Source organism: Pseudomonas fluorescens (genome assembly GCF_902497875.1).
In the GTDB taxonomy this organism is placed as follows: domain Bacteria; phylum Pseudomonadota; class Gammaproteobacteria; order Pseudomonadales; family Pseudomonadaceae; genus Aquipseudomonas; species Aquipseudomonas fluorescens_BR.
Genome location: NZ_CABVHY010000018.1, coordinates 1 through 18,954 on the forward strand (window position 1 = coordinate 1; position 18,954 = coordinate 18,954).

Below are 18,954 nucleotides of genomic sequence, written 5' to 3' on the forward strand. Positions count from 1 at the left end.
GGGTTATCCAGTGCGGCGAACACCTGCAACCCTTGCTCAACTTGATGCGGGATCGACTGCTGGAAAGTCGCGTCATCCACTGCGACGAAACACGTGTACAGGTGATGAAAGAGCCAGATCGAGAGCCCACCAGCCAATCCTGGATGTGGGTGCAAACCGGCGGGCCGCCGGATCAGCCTGTGATCCTTTTTGACTACTCGACCAGCCGGGCGCAGGAGGTTCCATCGCGCCTGCTCGAAGGTTATCGCGGCTACCTGATGACTGATGATTACGCGGGTTATAACGCCTTGGGCGGGCAATCCGGTGTCGAACGTTTAGGCTGTTGGGCGCATGCGCGACGCAAGTTTGTCGAGGCGCAAAAGGTGCAGCCTAAAGGCAAAACCGGGCGTGCCGATATCGCCCTGAATCTGATCAACAAGCTGTACGGTATCGAGCGAGATTTAAAAGAAGTCGGCGATGAACATCGCCACGAAAGCCGACAGCAAAACAGCCTGCCGGTGTTGGCGCAGTTGCAAACATGGCTGGAGAAAACCCAGCCACAAGTGACGACGCAAAATGCACTGGGTAAAGCCATCAGCTACCTGGCCAGCAACTGGATCAAGTTGGTGCGCTACACCGAAGCCGGTTACTTGCCGATCGACAACAATGCGGCAGAGCGCGCGATCAGGCCCTTCGTTATCGGGCGCAAGAACTGGCTGTTCAGCGACACGCCCAAAGGCGCGATGGCCAGCGCTCAACTTTACAGTTTGGTCGAGACGGCTAAAGCCAACGGCCAAGAGCCCTATGCGTGGCTGCGCCACGCACTTGAGCGCCTGCCACAAGCCTCGAGCGTAGAAGACTTCGAGGCTTTGCTGCCGTGGAACTGCACGCCGCAAATTCCAAGATAGCCATAGATCCCCATCTTTAAAATGTGGGGTTCATGGAGCGCTTACAGAACATCCTGCTTAGTGGGAAAGTGACGTAAAAGGAAATGAGCGTTTTGTCTAATGCGTTCGGGCACTTCTGTGTCGCGAGCAAGCTCCGTCAGGAACGCGTGAGTTTGTGCTACGGACCTGGTCCGTTCAAATGGCATCGTCATTTAATCCTCCACGAGTGAGATCGTCAGTCCAAGGCAAGGCAAAGCTTCCGGTGCAGAGCTTACCTTGTTCATCTGGAGAATCGGGATTGGGGAGCCTATGTCTTTATAAACTAGACCCCAGGCAAAATTTCGCGTCCCTGCACCTCGACAGTAAGTTTCGAAGTATTTTCACGGTACATCGCAACTTCAATGCTTCCAAACGGTTTTCCCTAGCCAACTGAATTTATATCTGTCCTTCCAGCAACACCGAACTTTCCGTTCATCCCTAAACGAGGAACAGCAGGTGGCGCAAGGCGAACGCGTACGCTTTTCAAGTTAAGGTCTTTGCTGCAATCTGAAACAAAATTGCAGCAGCGATAAATAATCGGTTTTCTGCTCCAGTACTCATCAGTGCTTGACCGCTTTCTTGAATCTTCCGATGGATAGGGGCAGCTCCATTGCGCCACGCCCAGCGCGTAGTTCTCCTCAACATAATGTGGGGACTCATTTCCGGCTGCCTTAAATGTCGCCCACCCAGACTCAATATAACGAAATTCACAATTTACAGATTGTAGATCGACTACAAAATCTTCGAATCTACTGTATAAACCCACAGCTAAATCAAAGAGCAAACTGCTATCAGTCTTGTAATATTCAGCACCATTTTTCATATCTTGTGAATGGCGCACAAATTCATAAATGGTTGGACCCTTTGAGATGTTACTTCCCTCAATCCGAAGGGTTCTAAAGCAATCCGAATTGTATATTTTTCTCAACAGAAAATCTGACGCCGTCCTTTCACATATTTGATAATTAAATTTACTAACGGCTTCCGAAAATTCTGCCCTTTTCAAATCCATTGAGTCGCAATTTGGCGTCGACGCGCAATCGCTAAGGTGGCGCCCTCCACATGTAGCCCACATCACGTTAAGACCATGCCCGTCCAACGAAAAACAATCACCGCAAAATGGGCATTTTTTTAATAAAATAACGTTATGCTTCGCACATACCTTCGCTCCATCGCAATGAAACCTGCGCCAATAGGAAAATCCAAGCCTATTGAGATCCTCGTTGACGCATTTCGGACAAAATCCTATTGTTTTGCTGCTAGGACTGTAATTATCGCCGTTGAGAATATAACTTTTCCCTGAATACGAAGGATCCTTAAAATCACAGAACACTACTCGAAGACAGTTTTCGGTGTGATAGTGAATCAATCGATTAAATCCGTAGCAGCCTTTCCACCCAAGTTCAGATGCTATAGCTCTAACATAGTTTGAACCGATAGAGTACTTAGGGATTTTTTTAAATACATCCACATGTCGTTCTTTAAATCCCAAATAGATATTTCTTTCTATGTATGACCGTAAAGATTCATCTTGTTGTATTTTAAGAAGCATAATGGCCCGTGAGAACCTAGAATTGTTATGTGACCGACTGATCATGGAAAGGCGCATTTAAATATATGCGGTAACCAAATTTAAAGCTTTTGCACGTCATCCAATTACCGAGCCGGTTCCAATGTAGATGAGGAACATCTGTGGAGACCTCATGGCCTCTAATGTATTGCAATTTTGAATGGCCAGATTCTTTTGTCTGAATCCACTCAATTTTCGGAACAATATAGAAATCGGAGCAAAGCAGCCGCGTCCAGGGAATATGCACTGGGCATGTCTGTCATAGGTACTGATCCGAGCAATCAGCTACCTGCGACAGATTTAATTCACCAGCGACAGTTTTAATTCTCTAAAACCAACATTCCCCGGGCTGTGGATAACTCACTCCACCGTGACGGATTTCGCCAGGTTGCGCGGCTGATCAACGTCGGTACCTTTAAGCACGGCGACGTAATACGACAGCAGTTGCAGCGGGATGGTGTAGAGGATCGGCGACAGGATGTCGTGGATGTGCGGCATGTTGATGACGTGAGTGCCTTCGCCATTGGTCATGGCAGCCTGTTCATCGGCAAAGACCACCAGTTCACCGCCACGGGCGCGAACTTCCTGCAGGTTGGATTTGAGTTTCTCCAACAGCTCGTTATTCGGCGCCACGGTCACTACCGGCATGTCGGCGTCGACCAGCGCCAGCGGGCCGTGCTTCAGCTCACCGGCCGGGTAGGCTTCAGCGTGAATGTAAGAGATTTCCTTGAGTTTGAGCGCACCTTCCATCGCTACCGGGAATTGCGCGCCACGGCCGAGGAACAGCGTGTGCTTCTTCTCGGCGAACAGCTCGGCGGTCTTCTCGATGATGCTGTCCATGGCCAGGGCTTCACCCAGGCGAGCCGGCAAACGGCGCAGTTCTGCGACCAGTTCGGCTTCGACGCCCTTGGCCAATGTACCGCGGACCTGACCCAGGGACAGGGTCAGCAGCAACAGCCCGACCAACTGAGTGGTGAACGCTTTGGTCGAGGCCACGCCGATTTCGCGACCGGCCTGGGTCAACAGGGTCAGCTCTGACTCACGCACCAGCGAGCTGATGCCCACGTTGCAGATCGCCAGGCTGGCGAGGTAACCCCCTTCTTCTTTGGAACGCTCCTTGGCGTTGCGCAGCGCCGCCAAGGTGTCGGCGGTTTCGCCGGATTGCGAGATGGTCACGAACAGCGTGTCCGGCTGAACCACTACTTTGCGGTAGCGGAACTCACTGGCGACTTCGACCTGGCACGGAATCCCGGCCAACTCTTCGAGCCAGTAACGGGCAACCATACCCGCGTGGTAGCTGGTGCCACAGGCGACGATCTGCACATTGCGGACCTTGGCGAACAGCTCAGCCGCTTGTGGACCGAAGGCCTGGACCAGCACCTGGTTCTGGCTGAGGCGGCCTTCCAGGGTGCGCTGGACCACAGACGGTTGCTCGTGGATTTCCTTGAGCATGAAGTGGCGGAACTCGCCTTTTTCGGCGGCTTCGGCACCATCACGGTATTGCACGGCTTCACGTTCGACGGACTGACCGTCGACATCCCAGACCTGCACGTTGTCGCGGCGGATCTCGGCGATGTCGCCTTCTTCCAGGTACATGAAACGGTCGGTGACCTGACGCAACGCCAACTGGTCGGAAGCCAGGAAGTTCTCGCCCAGACCCAGGCCAATGACCAGCGGGCTGCCACTGCGGGCCGCCACCAAACGATCCGGCTGATGGGCGCTGACGACCGCCAGGCCGTAGGCGCCGTGCAGTTCTTTCACGGTGGCCTTGAGCGCAACGGTCAGATCGCGCAAGTCTTTGAGTTTGTGGTTGAGCAGGTGGGCGATGACTTCGGTGTCAGTGTCGGAGGTGAACACATAACCCTGGGCTTTCAACTGTGCACGCAGGGCTTCATGGTTCTCGATGATACCGTTGTGCACCACCGCCAGATCACCGGAGAAATGCGGGTGGGCATTGCGCTCGCACGGCGCACCATGAGTTGCCCAACGGGTGTGGGCGATCCCGAGGCGACCGGCCATAGGTTCACCGGCCAGAGCTTGTTCCAGCTCGCTGACCTTGCCTGGGCGGCGCATGCGCTCAAGCTTGCCGGCATTGGTGAAAACTGCCACGCCGGCGCTGTCGTAGCCGCGGTATTCAAGGCGTTTGAGGCCCTCGAGCAGGATGGCAGTGATATTCCGTTCAGCGACCGCGCCAACAATTCCACACATGCTATTTCTCCTGGTTGACTGCCGCGCATATCAAGGTGATGCCGCGGGCCTGAATGTGCTCGCGTGCCTCGAGTGGCAAGCGATCATCGGTAATTAGGGTATGGACGCTGCTCCAGGGCAGTTCCAGGTTGGGAATCTTGCGGCCGATCTTGTCGGCCTCGACCATCACGATCACCTCACGAGCCACTTGCGCCATCACCCGGCTAAGACCGAGCAGTTCGTTGAAGGTCGTGGTGCCGCGGGTCAGATCAATGCCATCGGCACCAATGAACAGCTGGTCGAAATCATAAGAGCGTAGTACTTGCTCAGCGACCTGCCCCTGGAAAGATTCGGAATGCGGGTCCCACGTGCCACCAGTCATCAACAGCACCGGTTCGTGCTCCAGTTCGCTCAGGGCATTGGCAACGTGCAGCGAGTTGGTCATCACCACCAGACCCGGCTGCTGGCCGAGCTCCGGAATCATTGCAGCGGTGGTGCTGCCGCTGTCGATGATGATCCGCGCATGTTCGCGAATCCGCGTCACGGCGGCACGGGCGATGGCCTGCTTGTATTTCGAAACGGGCTGCCCAACATCGCTCACCAGCTCTTGCGGCATGGTGATCGCACCACCATAACGGCGCAGCAACAGACCATTGCTCTCCAGAGCGGCCAGATCCTTGCGAATCGTGACCTCCGAGGTTTCGAAACGCTTAGCCAACTCATCCACGCTGACTTCGCCCTTCTCATTGAGCAAGGCGAGGATATTGTGGCGACGTTGTGGTGTATTTCGTTTCGACATGGGCTTATAAGTTTCGTTTCGAAAGATAACGAAGGCAATCAAAACCTATTAGCCGAAAATCGTCAAGTTCATAGATAAAAAATATCTGTGGATAAACCAAAAGATCGCAGCCTGCGGCAGCTCCTACAAAGGCTCCACGCTCACCCTGAATGAACGCAAATCCCTGTAGGAGCTGCCGCAGGCTGCGATCTTTTAACGATTTTCGCAGCTATGGATAACTCAGCTCTTCTTGATTTTCACCGGCCGCTTCCAGCCATCGATATTGCGCTGGCGAGCGCGGCCGACTGCCAATTGATCGGCGCCTACCTCAGAAGTGATGGTCGAACCCGCAGCGGTAGTCGCACCGTTGCCGAGCTCCACAGGCGCCACCAACGAGTTGTTGGAGCCGATGAACACGTCTTCACCCAGCACGGTCTTCCACTTGTTGGCGCCATCGTAGTTGCAAGTGATGGTACCCGCGCCAATGTTGGTGCGCGCACCGACTTCGGCATCACCCAGATAGGTCAGGTGACCCGCCTTCGCGCCTTCACCCAGGTGGGCATTCTTCAACTCGACAAAGTTACCCACATGGGCGCGGGCTTCCAGTACGGTCCCCGGCCGCAGCCGTGCAAACGGGCCGGCATCGCTGCCTTCGCCCAGCACTGCGCCGTCGATATGACTGTTGGCCTTGATCACCGCGCCTTTGCGCAAGGTGCTGTCCTTGATCACGCAGTTCGGGCCGATGACGACGTCGTCTTCGATAACCACCCGGCCTTCGAGTATCACATTGATGTCGATCAGCACGTCTCGACCGACACTGACTTCACCGCGCACATCGAAACGGGCCGGGTCACGCAGGGTGACGCCCAGTGCCATCAGACGACGGCCTTCGCGCAATTGGTAGTGACGCTCCAGCTCGGCAAGCTGCTTGCGGTCGTTGGCGCCCTGCACTTCCATGGCGTCATGGGGTTGTTCGGTGGCCACCACCAGACCTTCCTTGACCGCCATTTCGATCACGTCGGTCAGGTAGTACTCGCCCTGGACGTTGTTGTTCGACAAGCGGCCCAGCCAATCGGCCAACCGTGCGCCAGGCACCGCGAGAATCCCGGTATTGCCTTCGCAGATGGCCTTCTGGGCGTCAGTGGCGTCCTTGTGTTCGACGATGGCAGCGACTTTGCCGTCAGCATCGCGAACGATCCGGCCGTAACCGGTAGGGTCGGCCAGGGTTACGGTCAACAGACCGAGTTGTTCAGGGGTCACTTTCTTCAGCAGGCGCTGAAGCGTCTCGACTTCAATCAGTGGCACATCACCGTAGAGGATCAGTACGTTTTCAGCCGTCAGAAACGGCAAGGCCTGAGCCACGGCGTGGCCGGTGCCGAGTTGTTTGTCCTGCAGGACGAAGTTCAGGTCATCGGCTGCCAGGCGCTCACGCACCACTTCGGCACCGTGGCCGATCACCACGTGGATACGCTGCGGATCAAGTTTCCGGGCGCTGTGGATAACATGGCCGAGCATGGAGTTGCCCGCCACCGGGTGAAGCACTTTTGGCAGTGCCGAACGCATGCGAGTGCCTTGACCGGCAGCGAGAATTACGATTTCAAGAGACATAACTGGCTACCAATCCTGGGTGGTCAGCGGCTGCGACCAAAAATTGAACGGCGGAAAAAGAAAAAGGGTAGCCGAGGCTACCCTTTTTAATCAATCACACAAAAAACCTGGCTTAGCCGCCAAACTTCTTGCGGATCTGCTGGACGGTGCGCAGCTGAGCTGTAGCCTCGGCCAAACGTGCGGCAGCGGAACCGTAGTCGAACTCGGCGCCTCTGTCATGCAAGGCCTTCTCAGCAGCCTTGACGGCTTCCTGAGCGGAGGCTTCGTCCAGGTCGGCAGCACGTTGCACGGTGTCGGCAAGAACCTTGACCATGTTCGGCTGAACCTCGAGGTAACCACCGGAGATGTAGAACACCTCGGCTTCCCCACCCTGCTTGATCAGGCGGATCGGGCCCGGCTTGAGTTCAGTAATCAGCGGAGCGTGACCTAGAGCGATACCAAGATCACCCAGGCTGCCGTGTGCGACCACCATCTCGACCAGACCGGAAAAGATTTCTCCTTCCGCGCTGACGATATCGCAATGGACTGTCATAGCCATCTGCTTGCCTCAACCTGATTAGCGCCCGTTGCCGGGCGCCGGGATTACAGTTTTTTGGCTTTCTCGACCGCTTCTTCGATGCCGCCGACCATGTAGAACGCTTGTTCTGGCAAGTGGTCGTAGTCACCGTTGAGGATGCCTTTGAAGCCGGCAATGGTGTCTTTCAGGGAAACGTATTTACCCGAGGCACCCGTGAAGACTTCAGCCACGAAGAACGGTTGCGACAAGAAGCGCTGGATCTTACGAGCACGGTTTACCAACTGTTTGTCGGCTTCCGACAGCTCGTCCATACCCAGGATCGCAATGATGTCCTTCAGCTCTTTGTAGCGCTGCAACACATACTGTACGCCGCGAGCGGTGTCGTAGTGTTCCTGGCCGATAACCATCGGGTCCAGCTGGCGCGAAGTCGAGTCCAGTGGATCGACCGCTGGGTAGATACCCAGGGAGGCGATGTCACGGGACAGTACGACGGTGGCGTCCAAGTGGGCGAAGGTGGTCGCAGGCGACGGGTCAGTCAAGTCATCCGCCGGTACGTATACCGCCTGGATCGAGGTGATCGAACCGTTTTTGGTCGAAGTGATGCGCTCTTGCAGAGTACCCATCTCTTCAGCCAGAGTCGGCTGGTAACCTACTGCAGAAGGCATACGGCCCAGCAGTGCGGATACTTCAGTACCGGCGAGGGTGTAACGGTAGATGTTGTCAACGAACAACAGTACGTCGTTACCTTCGTCACGGAACTTCTCGGCCATGGTCAGGCCGGTCAGTGCTACGCGCAGACGGTTACCCGGCGGCTCGTTCATCTGACCGTATACCAGTGCCACTTTGTCCAGAACGTTGGAGTCCTTCATCTCGTGGTAGAAGTCGTTACCCTCACGAGTACGCTCACCCACACCGGCGAACACGGAATAACCGCTGTGCTCGATGGCGATGTTACGGATCAGTTCCATCATGTTTACGGTTTTGCCTACACCGGCACCACCGAACAGACCGACTTTACCGCCTTTGGCAAACGGGCAAACCAGGTCGATAACCTTGATGCCGGTTTCCAGCAGGTCGTTGCCACCAGCTTGTTCAGCGAAGGTTGGCGCAGGACGGTGAATGCCCCAGCGCTCTTCGGTGTCGATCGGGCCAGCTTCGTCGATCGGGTTGCCCAGAACGTCCATGATCCGGCCCAGGGTCGCTTTACCGACCGGTACGGAGATGGCTGCGCCGGAGTCTTTGACTTCCAGACCGCGCTTCAAGCCTTCGGTGGAACCCATCGCAATGGTACGAACCACGCCGTCGCCCAGCTGCTGCTGAACTTCGAGGGTGGTCCCGGCCGCGCTTTGTACCAACAGCGCGTTGTAGATGCTCGGTACGCTGTCGCGTGGAAATTCCACGTCGATAACGGCGCCGATGATTTGAACGATACGTCCGCTACTCATAGCTGGATCCTCTGAATATTTGAACCGTTAAACCGCGGCAGCGCCGCCAACGATTTCCGAGATCTCTTGGGTGATCGCAGCCTGACGCGCCTTGTTGTAGATCAGCTGCAAATCGCTGATCAAGTCACCGGCGTTATCGGTAGCGTTCTTCATTGCGATCATCCGCGCAGCCTGTTCAGCCGCGTTGTTCTCGACCACCGCCTGGTACACCTGCGACTCCACGTAGCGGACCATCAAGCCGTCAAGCAGCTCCTTGGCATCCGGTTCGTAGAGATAGTCCCAGTGGTGCTTGAGCTTCTGATCCTGGGTCGCCACCAGCGGAATCAACTGTTCCACCGTAGGCTGTTGCGTCATGGTGTTGATGAACTTGTTGGATACCACGGACAGGCGGTCAATACGGCCGTCCAGGTAGGCATCCAGCATCACCTTGACGCTGCCGATCAGATCATTGATCGACGGCTCTTCGCCCAAGTGGCTGATAGCAGCAACGACGTTACCGCCGAAGTTGCGGAAAAATGCCGCACCTTTGCTGCCTATCACGCACAGATCGATCTCTACGCCGCGATCGCGGTTTAACGCCATGTCCTTGACCAAGGCCTTGAACAGGTTGGTATTCAAACCACCGCACAAACCACGGTCACTGCTCACGACGACATAACCGACGCGCTTGATTTCGCGCTCGATCATGAAGGGGTGGCGATATTCCGGGTTGGCGTTGGCCAGATGACCGATAACCTGGCGGATGCGCTCCGCGTAAGGACGGCTAGCAGCCATGCGCATTTGTGCCCTGCGCATTTTGCTGACCGCCACTTTTTCCATGGCGCTGGTGATCTTTTGCGTGCTTTTGATGCTCGCAATCTTACTGCGAATCTCTTTTGCGCCTGCCATGTAACACCTATCAGGTTAGCAAGCGGGAGCCTTGCGGCTCCCGCTGCGGCTTACCAGGTTTGGGTGGCCTTGAACTTCTCGAGACCGGCTTTCATGCCAGCATCGATTTCGTCATTGAAGTCACCCTTCACGTTGATCTTCGCCATCAATTCGGCGTGATCGCGGTTGAAGAAAGCAATCAGCGCTTGTTCGAAGCTGCCGATCTTGGCGATTTCAATGTCAGTCAGGAACCCACGCTCAGCGGCATACAGCGACAGCGCCATGTCAGCGATCGACATTGGTGCGTATTGCTTCTGCTTCATCAGCTCGGTAACGCGCTGACCATGCTCAAGTTGCTTACGGGTCGCTTCGTCCAGGTCAGAAGCGAACTGGGCAAATGCTGCCAGTTCACGGTACTGAGCCAGAGCGGTACGGATACCACCGGAGAGCTTCTTGATGATCTTGGTCTGAGCGGCACCACCCACACGGGATACCGAAACACCGGCGTTCACTGCAGGACGGATCCCGGAGTTGAACATGGCCGATTCCAGGAAGATCTGACCGTCGGTGATGGAAATCACGTTGGTCGGAACGAACGCGGAAACGTCGCCAGCCTGGGTTTCGATGATCGGCAGTGCGGTCAGGGAACCGGTTTTGCCGGTCACTGCGCCGTTGGTGAACTTCTCTACGTATTCTTCCGAAACGCGGGATGCGCGCTCCAGCAGACGGGAGTGGAGATAGAACACGTCGCCTGGGTAAGCTTCACGGCCTGGTGGACGGCGCAGCAGCAGGGAAATCTGGCGGTAAGCCACTGCTTGCTTGGACAGATCGTCATAAACGATCAGCGCGTCTTCACCGCGGTCGCGGAAGTATTCGCCCATGGTGCAACCGGAGTACGGTGCCAGGAACTGCAGCGCTGCGGATTCGGAAGCACTGGCAGCAACGACGATGGTGTTAGCCAACGCGCCGTTTTCTTCCAGCTTGCGAACCACGTTGGCGATAGTCGATTGCTTCTGACCGATCGCTACGTATACACAGAAAATGCCGCTGTTCTTCTGGTTGATGATCGCGTCGATCGCCAGAGCGGTTTTACCGATCTGACGGTCACCGATGATCAACTCACGCTGGCCACGGCCGACAGGGATCATGGCATCGACAGCCTTGTAGCCAGTCTGTACAGGCTGGTCTACCGACTTACGCCAGATCACGCCTGGAGCAACTTTCTCGACCGCATCGGTCTCGGTGTTGTTCAGCGGACCTTTGCCGTCAACTGGGTTACCCAGTGCGTCGACTACGCGACCCAGCAGTTCCTTACCAACCGGAACTTCGAGGATGCGGCCGGTGCACTTGGCGCTCATGCCTTCAGCCAGAGACTGATAGGAGCCCAATACAACGGCGCCTACAGAGTCTTGCTCAAGGTTGAGGGCCATACCGAAGACGCCGCCCGGAAACTCGATCATCTCGCCGTACATGACGTCGGCCAGACCGTGAATCCGCACGATGCCGTCAGATACGCTGACGACAGTGCCTTCGTTACGGGCTTGGGAGGTCACATCGAGCTTGTCGATGCGGCCCTTGATAATTTCACTTATTTCGGAAGGATTGAGTTGCTGCATTGCTCTGCTGCCCCTTCAAACTCAAGATTTCAATGCTTCGGCAAGGTTCGCGAGTTTGCCGCGAATCGAGCCATCGATAACCAGGTCGCCGGCGCGGATTACGACGCCACCAATAAGGCTGGCATCCTCCGACGCGTGCAGGCGCACTTCCCGGCCGAGCCGTGCACTGAGAACCTTGGCGAGTTTGTCTTGCTGTTCTTGGTTCAATGCGAAAGCACTGGTTACGTCCACGTCTACCGATTTCTCTTGTTCGGCCTTGTACAGGTCAAACAGAGCGGCGATCTCCGGCATCAGCGGGAGACGGTCGTTTTCAGCAACGACGTGAATGAAATTCTTTGCTTTCTCATCAAACTTGTCGCCACACACGTCGATAAACGTGGTGGCCTTGTTTGCGCTCGTCAGTCGCGGGGCCTTGAGCACGCTCTGCATAGTGTCGTCTTGCGACACTGCTGCAGCCAGGCCGAGCATGGCTGACCAAGAGGCCAGCTGCTTGTGGGACTGGGCGTGCTCGAAGGCTGCCTTAGCGTAAGGTCGGGCCAACGTGGTCAATTCTGCCATGATCGCCCTCGCTTAAATTTCAGCAGCCAGTTTGTTAACCAGCTCCGCGTGCGCGTTTTGATCGATTGTGGCACCCAGGATCTTCTCTGCGCCGTTGACAGCCAGGCTACCCAGTTGGGCACGCAAGGCGTCTTTGACGCTGTTCAGTTCCTGTTCGATCTCGGCCTGAGCCTGAGCCTTCACACGTTCAGCTTCGACGCGAGCCTGATCTCGGGCTTCATCGACGATCTGAGCACCGCGTTTCTTGGCTTGCTCAATGATTTCAGCTGCCTGTGCTTTAGCATCGCGCAGTTGATGACCCGCTTTCTCTTGGGCCAACTCCAGGTCGCGAGCTGCACGGCTGGCAGCGTCCAGTCCATCCGCGATCTTCTTCTGACGTTCGTGCAAAGCCGCGATGACCGGAGGCCACACGAACTTCATGCAAAACAGTACAAAAATGAAGAACGCAACGGACTGGCCAATCAGGGTTGCATTAATGTTCACGCCAACACCTCGCTCGTTCGTTGTCCATCACCCTAATCAACTCGAAAATTCGAGTGATTAGCCAGCGAGTTGACCAACGAAGGGGTTCGCGAAGGTGAAGAACAGAGCGATACCAACGCCGATCATGGTTACGGCGTCGAGCAGACCGGCAACGATGAACATTTTGACTTGCAGCATTGGAACCATCTCTGGCTGACGCGCTGCGCCTTCCAGGAACTTGCCACCCAACAGGCCGAAACCAATTGCGGTACCCAGTGCGCCCAGGCCGATCAACAGTGCAACAGCGATAGCGGTTAGACCAACTACAGTTTCCATCTTTCCTCCCGACTTTTACGTCGTATGGTTTAGGTTTTTTAATTTTTAAAGCGGTAAAACAAATCGTTTCATAGCCCTGTTCGGGCACCCTCTCGTTTGACCGAGAGGGACATCAGACCAGTCGAGACTGGTCTTAATGGTTCTCTTCGTGCGCCATCGACAGGTAGACGATGGTCAGCATCATGAAGATAAACGCCTGCAGGGTGATGATCAGGATGTGGAACACAGCCCACGCCCACTGCAGAACTATGCCCAGGCCGCTAAGCCAGAGCAGACCGCTGCCGAACATCACGGCGATCAGAATGAAGACCAGTTCGCCGGCATACATGTTGCCGAACAGACGCAGGGCCAGCGAGATCGGCTTGGCAATCAGCGTCACGAACTCCAGCAGGAAGTTCACCGGAATCAGCAGAGCCTGAAGGAAGATGTTCTTGCTGCCGAACGGGTGCAGGGTCAGTTCGCCGATGAAACCGCCGATACCCTTGACCTTGATGCTGTAGAAAATGATCAGCGCGAACACCGACAGGGCCATGCCCAGGGTCGCGTTCGGGTCAGTGGTCGACACCGCACGGAATGGAATGTGCGAATCACCAGTGATCAGGATGGCCAGCTGAGGAATCCAGTCGACCGGTATCAGGTCGACGGCGTTCATCAGGAAGACCCAGACGAAGATGGTCAGTGCCAGTGGTGCAATCACCGGGCTTCGGCCATGGAAGCTGTCTTTCACGCTGCCATCGACGAATTCGACCAAGACTTCAACGAAGTTCTGCAAAGCACCAGGTTGACCTGAAGTCGCCTTCTTCGCCGCCATGCGGAAAATCAGAACGAAAATCAGACCCAACGCAACAGACCAGCCGAGGGTATCGACGTGGAATGCCCAGAAGCCCATTTCTTTGGCCTCTGCTGCGGTGTGGGCAAAGCCCCAGCCGCCGTTAGGTAGCTGCCCGAAGGTCAGGTTCTGCAAGTGATGCTGGATATAGCCCGAAGCGGTGGTTTCTGCCATGTTTGCCTCAAACGCCCTAAGGTCTCGAAAGTCTTGTTCTCATCAGCAGGGGAGCGAACCAGCTGACCAGTTGGGTCAGCACGAAGACGCCGAATACAGCTAGCGGCGCCAATGGCTTCACACCTGCGAACGTCAATGCAAAGAGCACTGCCGTCAAAATCAGTTTGCCTGCCTCGCCGGCATAAAATGACCGGACGATGGCTTGAGCTGCCCGGGCGCCGGAAAACCGAAATGCCCGATGAGCAAAATACGCGTTGGGCAGCAAGGCTATCAGGCCTCCGCAGAGACCCGAGTATCCGGCTACGACTCCATGCCAGTACCAGAGCGCCAAAGCGGCCAGTACCAAAACGACAAATTGAGCCAGTAGCACCGGAAATACGGCCAGGCGATGGAACGGCAAGCGGTTTGGCATGCGGCTCTCCATCGATATTGCTCCCCAAGAATCGGCTGCCAGAACGCTATAAATTGGCATAATTTGTGCCGACAAAATGCGCGCAGAGTATAGGGGCGGTTCCGCCCCTATTCAACTGCCAGGTAGTGTTTTTTGACTGCTGCTACATATGGAATTGTTTCAGCGGATGTGCGCAAGAACGCCCTGCAATTCATCCAGGGAGTTATAACCAATGACCAACTGCCCTTTGCCCTTCTTCCCGTGGCGGATCTGCACCGCAGAGCCCAGGCGCTCGGCCAGACGCTGTTCGAGACGGGCAATATCCGGGTCGGGTTTGGTGGGTTCGGCGGGCTCATGTTTGCCACTCAACCACTGGCGAACCAGGGCTTCAGTCTGGCGCACAGTCAAACCTCGTGCGACAACGTGTCGCGCCCCTTCGACTTGTTGATTTTCCGGCAAACCGAGCAATGCACGTGCGTGACCCATTTCCAGGTCACCGTGAGACAGCATGGTTTTGATGACTTCAGGTAACGCAATCAGGCGCAGCAAGTTGGCCACGGTCACCCGGGATTTACCCACGGCTTCGGCAACCTGCTGCTGAGTCAGCTGGAATTCCTGCTGCAAGCGCTGCAGCGCCACCGCTTCCTCGATCGGATTGAGGTCTTCGCGCTGAATGTTCTCGATCAGCGCCATGGCAATGGCGGTTTCATCCGGCACATCGCGAACCATCGCCGGGATGGTTTCCTGGCCAGCCTGCTGGCTGGCACGCCAGCGGCGTTCACCGGCAATGATCTCAAAGCGCCCCCCGCCGATCGGACGAACCACGATCGGTTGCATCACCCCCTGGGCCTTGATCGACTGAGCGAGCTCTTCGAGCGCCTGTGGGTCCATGTCCCGTCGTGGCTGGTACTTGCCACGTTGAATCAGGTCCAGTGGCAGGTGCTGCAGCTCACGCTCATTGGCCTGCACCGCTTGCTCTTCCAGCGAGCTGACGGTCGGACCACTCAGCAGTGCATCCAGTCCACGTCCGAGACCTCGTTTCTTGACGGCCATGGGGATTCCTTAAGTTGCCTGAGCGGCGGCGGTGCGTGAGTTGCGACGTTGACGACGAACCAGCTCGCCCGCCAATGCCAGATAGGCAATAGCGCCCCGCGATGACTTGTCGTAGGCCAACGCCGGCATGCCATAACTGGGTGCTTCGGCCAAACGGATGTTGCGCGGAATCACGGTGTCATACAATTGCTCACCGAAGTGTTCCTTGAGCTGCGCCGAAACGTCGTTCATCAGACTCAGCCGCGGGTCGTACATAGTCCGCAGCAGGCCTTCGACTTTCAGGTTCGGGTTCAGCAGTTCAGCGATGCGCTTGATGTTGTCCACAAGGTCGCTCAAACCTTCGAGTGCGAAGTACTCGCACTGCATGGGGATAATTACCCCGTCGGCAGCGACCAGCGCGTTGAGCGTAAGCATCGACAGCGACGGTGGACAATCGATCAAAATGTAATCGTAGTTTTCACGAATCGGCGCCAGAGCGCTGCGCAGACGGCTTTCTTTCATCTGCATTTCCAGCAGAACGACTTCTGCCGCCGTCAGATCGCGGTTGGCTGGCAGCAGTTGATAACCGCCATGCTCGGAATAGTGCATGGCCTGGGCCAGATCGCATTCGCCGATCAGCAGGTCATAGACCGAATTTTCCAGGTTGTGTTTATCCACACCGCTACCCATGGTGGCGTTGCCTTGTGGATCAAGATCGATCAACAGCACCCGACGCTTGGTAGCGACCAGCGATGCTGCGAGGTTGATACAGGTGGTGGTCTTGCCCACACCACCCTTTTGGTTCGCAATCGCGAATACCTTAGCCATTCTTGCTTGTGTTCCCAATCATGCCGTGCGGCGCAGTATCAGCAGATGGCGTTGGCCTTGGCAACCGGGTACGGCCAACGCGTGCGCGCTATCGAGGTGGAAGTCTGCCGGCAATGCTACCAGTTCATCCGCCGGATGCAGGCCTTTCATTGCCAACCAACGTGTATCGAGGTCGCCCAGATGCCGCGTCCAGTTGGAGAAATCTTCCAGACTGCTGAACGCTCGGGAGACGATCCCGGTGAAGGGTAGTTCAGGATGGAAGGCTTCGACACGACTGTGGATAACTTGCAGGTTATCCAGCTTGAGTTCGAGTTTGACCTGGGTCAGGAAGCGGGTTTTCTTGCCGTTGCTGTCCAGAACCGTCACTTGCGACTCGGGGAACAGGATCGCCAAGGGAATCCCCGGCATCCCGCCACCGCTGCCAACATCCAGCCAACGACCATTCTCGATGAAGGACATGACACTCAGGCTGTCGAGCAAATGCCGCGAAACCATTTCGTCCGGGTCGCGCACCGCCGTGGGGTTGTACGCCTTATTCCATTTGATCAACAGGGCCAGATACGCCAGCAGTTGAGCATGCTGGCTTTCTGTCAGGGTGACACCGAGCTGGCGAGCACCTGTGGATAACTCTTCGGCATGTTGCGAGGTGACCAACGAACTCAAGCGCTTTGCTCCAACTGACGGCCCGCGCCGCGTTTTTTCAAATGAATCATCAACAGGGAAATCGCCGCCGGCGTGACCCCAGGGATCCGCGAAGCCTGACCCAGCGTCTCAGGTCGAGTTATCCCCAACTTGCTCTGAATTTCTTTCGAGAGACCGGAGATATTCGTGTAATCGATATCCACAGGCAATTTGGTGTCTTCACTGGCCCGCAGGCGAGCGATCTCGTCCTGCTGACGATCAATGTAACCGGCATACTTGGTTTTGATTTCGACCTGTTCGGCCACCTGTGGATCGATTGCGCCGTTACCGGTGATCGCGATCAGCCCGGCGTAGTCAATTTCCGGACGCGTCAGCAGGTTCAGCAGGTTGTATTCGTGAGTCAGGGGCGTGCCGAATTTTTCGGCAATCGCATCGCCCTGCTCGGTGCCCGGGCGAACCCAGGTACTTTTCAGACGCTGTTCTTCCCGCTCGATGCTTTCGCGTTTGGTACAGAAAGCTGCCCAACGCGCGTCATCCACCAAGCCCAGTTCACGACCTTTTTCGGTCAGACGCAGGTCAGCGTTGTCTTCGCGCAGGATCAGCCGGTACTCGGCGCGGGAAGTGAACATCCGGTACGGTTCTTGAGTCCCGAGGGTAATCAGGTCGTCGACCAACACCCCGATGTACGCTTCATCCCGACGCGGACACCAGCTGTCTTTGCCTTGTGCACGCAGTGCGGCGTTGGTTCCGGCGAGCAAACCCTGGGCGCCGGCTTCTTCGTAACCGGTGGTGCCGTTGATTTGTCCGGCAAAGAACAAACCACCGATCACTTTGGTTTCCAGGCTGTACTTCAGATCCCGCGGATCGAAGTAATCGTATTCGATGGCGTAGCCAGGACGAACGATATGCGCGTTTTCCATCCCGCGAATCGACTGCACGATCTGGATCTGCACATCGAACGGCAACGAAGTGGAAATCCCGTTCGGGTACAGCTCGTGGGTCGTCAGACCTTCCGGTTCGATGAAGACCTGATGGCTTTCCTTGTCGGCAAAGCGGTGGATCTTGTCTTCGATCGAAGGGCAGTAACGCGGGCCGATACCTTCGATGACCCCGGAATACATCGGCGAACGATCGAGGTTCGCGGCAATGATTTCGTGGGTTCGGGCATTGGTATGGGTAATCCAGCAGCTGACTTGCGCGGGATGCTGTTCCTTGGAACCGAGGAACGACATCACTGGAATCGGCGTGTCGCCCGGTTGCTCGGTCATCACCGAGAAATCCACAGAACGACCATCAATTCGCGGCGGGGTGCCGGTTTTCAGGCGTCCGACCCGCAAAGGCAGTTCACGCAGACGTTGTGCCAGGGCAATCGAGGGTGGATCACCCGCTCGGCCACCGGAATAGTTCTGCATCCCGATGTGGATAAGTCCACCGAGGAAAGTCCCGGTAGTCAATACCACCGAGTCGGCAAGGATTCGCAGGCCCATCTGGGTCACAACGCCGCGGACTTGATCCTGTTCAACGATCAGGTCATCGCAGGCTTGTTGAAATATCCACAGGTTGGGCTGGTTCTCGAGGATTTCGCGAACAGCCGCCTTGTAGAGAACCCGGTCGGCCTGAGCACGGGTAGCGCGCACGGCTGGGCCTTTGCGGCTGTTCAGTACGCGAAACTGAATACCACCCTTGTCGGTCGCCATGGCCATCGCGCCGCCAAGGGCGTCGATTTCCTTGACCAGATGACTTTTGCCAATGCCGCCAATCGCCGGGTTGCAGCTCATTTGCCCGAGGGTTTCCACGTTATGCGTAAGCAGCAGGGTTTTCACCCCCATGCGTGCTGACGCTAGTGCTGCCTCGGTACCGGCATGACCGCCGCCGATGACGATCACTTCAAAACGGGAAGGGAAATCCACCACGCACCTCGTGCCTGCTTCTGAATGGGTAAAAAGGGATGGGTTATTGGGCTAGGCGGCAAGTATAGGGACTTCGCCTCTCCTAAAGAACCCTTTGCACAAAATTTAACCAGCTGTGGATAATCACGGATAATAGAAATTAAAAGAGAGAAAAGTATTAAATCTTTGTTTTTATGTTTATTTCTACTGAGGCACATTTCTGTGGATAGATTGCTACAGGCCTTTATATACAATGTGTACAGAGGTTCAAAAGTCTGTGGTCATGTGGGTATGAGGCCGTTGGATAACCGGTTTAAGCC

The 18,954-nt window shown here is 56.0% G+C and carries 19 protein-coding genes; 1 reads left to right on the plus strand and 18 read right to left on the minus strand.

What is annotated here, in order from left to right; translation table 11 throughout:
• A partial coding sequence (gene tnpC / locus F8N85_RS18510; RefSeq protein WP_150804734.1) for an IS66 family transposase occupies positions 1-887 on the plus strand: 887 nt, incomplete at its 5' end.
• 41 nt (positions 888-928) lie between these two features.
• Here tnpC and F8N85_RS35600 read toward each other — a convergent pair.
• The 18 genes from F8N85_RS35600 to mnmG form a co-directional block, all read right to left on the minus strand.
• Positions 929-1,078, minus strand: a complete 150-nt coding sequence (locus F8N85_RS35600) for a BPSL0761 family protein (RefSeq protein WP_318183225.1) — start codon at positions 1,076-1,078, stop codon at positions 929-931.
• A 209-nt stretch (positions 1,079-1,287) separates the two neighbouring features.
• Positions 1,288-2,376 carry a hypothetical protein gene (locus F8N85_RS18515; protein WP_150804986.1) on the minus strand — a complete coding sequence of 363 codons (1,089 nt, stop codon included), beginning with the start codon at positions 2,374-2,376 and terminating at the stop codon, positions 1,288-1,290.
• A gap of 459 nt (positions 2,377-2,835) precedes the next feature.
• Positions 2,836-4,683 carry a glutamine--fructose-6-phosphate transaminase (isomerizing) gene (glmS, locus tag F8N85_RS18520; RefSeq protein ID WP_150804987.1) on the minus strand — a complete coding sequence of 616 codons (1,848 nt, stop codon included), beginning with the start codon at positions 4,681-4,683 and terminating at the stop codon, positions 2,836-2,838.
• Position 4,684: 1 nt separating this feature from the next.
• Entirely contained in the window at positions 4,685-5,461 is a 777-nt protein-coding gene (locus F8N85_RS18525) for a DeoR/GlpR family DNA-binding transcription regulator (RefSeq protein WP_150804988.1), read from the minus strand.
• A gap of 219 nt (positions 5,462-5,680) precedes the next feature.
• Positions 5,681-7,048 (minus strand): bifunctional UDP-N-acetylglucosamine diphosphorylase/glucosamine-1-phosphate N-acetyltransferase GlmU, encoded by a 1,368-nt coding sequence (gene glmU, locus F8N85_RS18530; protein WP_150804989.1) that lies wholly within the window; start codon positions 7,046-7,048, stop codon positions 5,681-5,683.
• Between the two features lie 112 nt (positions 7,049-7,160).
• Positions 7,161-7,586, minus strand: coding sequence for a F0F1 ATP synthase subunit epsilon (locus tag F8N85_RS18535; RefSeq protein ID WP_150804990.1), 426 nt, complete (start codon positions 7,584-7,586; stop codon positions 7,161-7,163).
• 44 nt (positions 7,587-7,630) lie between these two features.
• On the minus strand, positions 7,631-9,010 hold the full coding sequence (gene atpD / locus F8N85_RS18540) for a F0F1 ATP synthase subunit beta (RefSeq protein WP_150642174.1): 1,380 nt from the start codon (positions 9,008-9,010) through the stop codon (positions 7,631-7,633).
• Positions 9,011-9,037: 27 nt separating this feature from the next.
• A complete protein-coding gene (gene atpG / locus F8N85_RS18545) occupies positions 9,038-9,898 on the minus strand; it encodes a F0F1 ATP synthase subunit gamma (protein ID WP_150804991.1) in 861 nt (286 codons plus the stop codon).
• Positions 9,899-9,948: 50 nt separating this feature from the next.
• A complete protein-coding gene (atpA, locus tag F8N85_RS18550; RefSeq protein ID WP_150804992.1) occupies positions 9,949-11,493 on the minus strand; it encodes a F0F1 ATP synthase subunit alpha in 1,545 nt (514 codons plus the stop codon).
• A 21-nt stretch (positions 11,494-11,514) separates the two neighbouring features.
• Complete coding sequence (locus F8N85_RS18555; protein ID WP_150804993.1) at positions 11,515-12,051, minus strand: F0F1 ATP synthase subunit delta; 537 nt, start codon at positions 12,049-12,051, stop codon at positions 11,515-11,517.
• A gap of 12 nt (positions 12,052-12,063) precedes the next feature.
• Positions 12,064-12,534 carry a F0F1 ATP synthase subunit B gene (locus tag F8N85_RS18560; protein ID WP_150804994.1) on the minus strand — a complete coding sequence of 157 codons (471 nt, stop codon included), beginning with the start codon at positions 12,532-12,534 and terminating at the stop codon, positions 12,064-12,066.
• A gap of 57 nt (positions 12,535-12,591) precedes the next feature.
• Positions 12,592-12,849, minus strand: coding sequence for a F0F1 ATP synthase subunit C (atpE, locus tag F8N85_RS18565; RefSeq protein WP_002555987.1), 258 nt, complete (start codon positions 12,847-12,849; stop codon positions 12,592-12,594).
• Positions 12,850-12,982: 133 nt separating this feature from the next.
• The gene (atpB, locus tag F8N85_RS18570) at positions 12,983-13,852 is read right to left on the minus strand and encodes a F0F1 ATP synthase subunit A (RefSeq protein ID WP_150804995.1); all 870 of its coding nucleotides are present in this window, start codon (positions 13,850-13,852) and stop codon (positions 12,983-12,985) included.
• A 16-nt stretch (positions 13,853-13,868) separates the two neighbouring features.
• Positions 13,869-14,276, minus strand: a complete 408-nt coding sequence (locus F8N85_RS18575) for a F0F1 ATP synthase subunit I (protein WP_150804996.1) — start codon at positions 14,274-14,276, stop codon at positions 13,869-13,871.
• Positions 14,277-14,423: 147 nt separating this feature from the next.
• Complete coding sequence (locus F8N85_RS18580) at positions 14,424-15,296, minus strand: ParB/RepB/Spo0J family partition protein (RefSeq protein ID WP_150804997.1); 873 nt, start codon at positions 15,294-15,296, stop codon at positions 14,424-14,426.
• Positions 15,297-15,305: 9 nt separating this feature from the next.
• The gene (locus F8N85_RS18585) at positions 15,306-16,103 is read right to left on the minus strand and encodes a ParA family protein (protein WP_150804998.1); all 798 of its coding nucleotides are present in this window, start codon (positions 16,101-16,103) and stop codon (positions 15,306-15,308) included.
• Positions 16,104-16,121: 18 nt separating this feature from the next.
• Positions 16,122-16,766 (minus strand): 16S rRNA (guanine(527)-N(7))-methyltransferase RsmG, encoded by a 645-nt coding sequence (rsmG, locus tag F8N85_RS18590; protein ID WP_150804999.1) that lies wholly within the window; start codon positions 16,764-16,766, stop codon positions 16,122-16,124.
• Positions 16,763-18,655, minus strand: coding sequence for a tRNA uridine-5-carboxymethylaminomethyl(34) synthesis enzyme MnmG (mnmG, locus tag F8N85_RS18595; protein WP_150805000.1), 1,893 nt, complete (start codon positions 18,653-18,655; stop codon positions 16,763-16,765). Before mnmG ends, rsmG begins: the two co-directional genes overlap by 4 nt.
• Between the last annotated feature and the right edge of the window lie 299 nt (positions 18,656-18,954).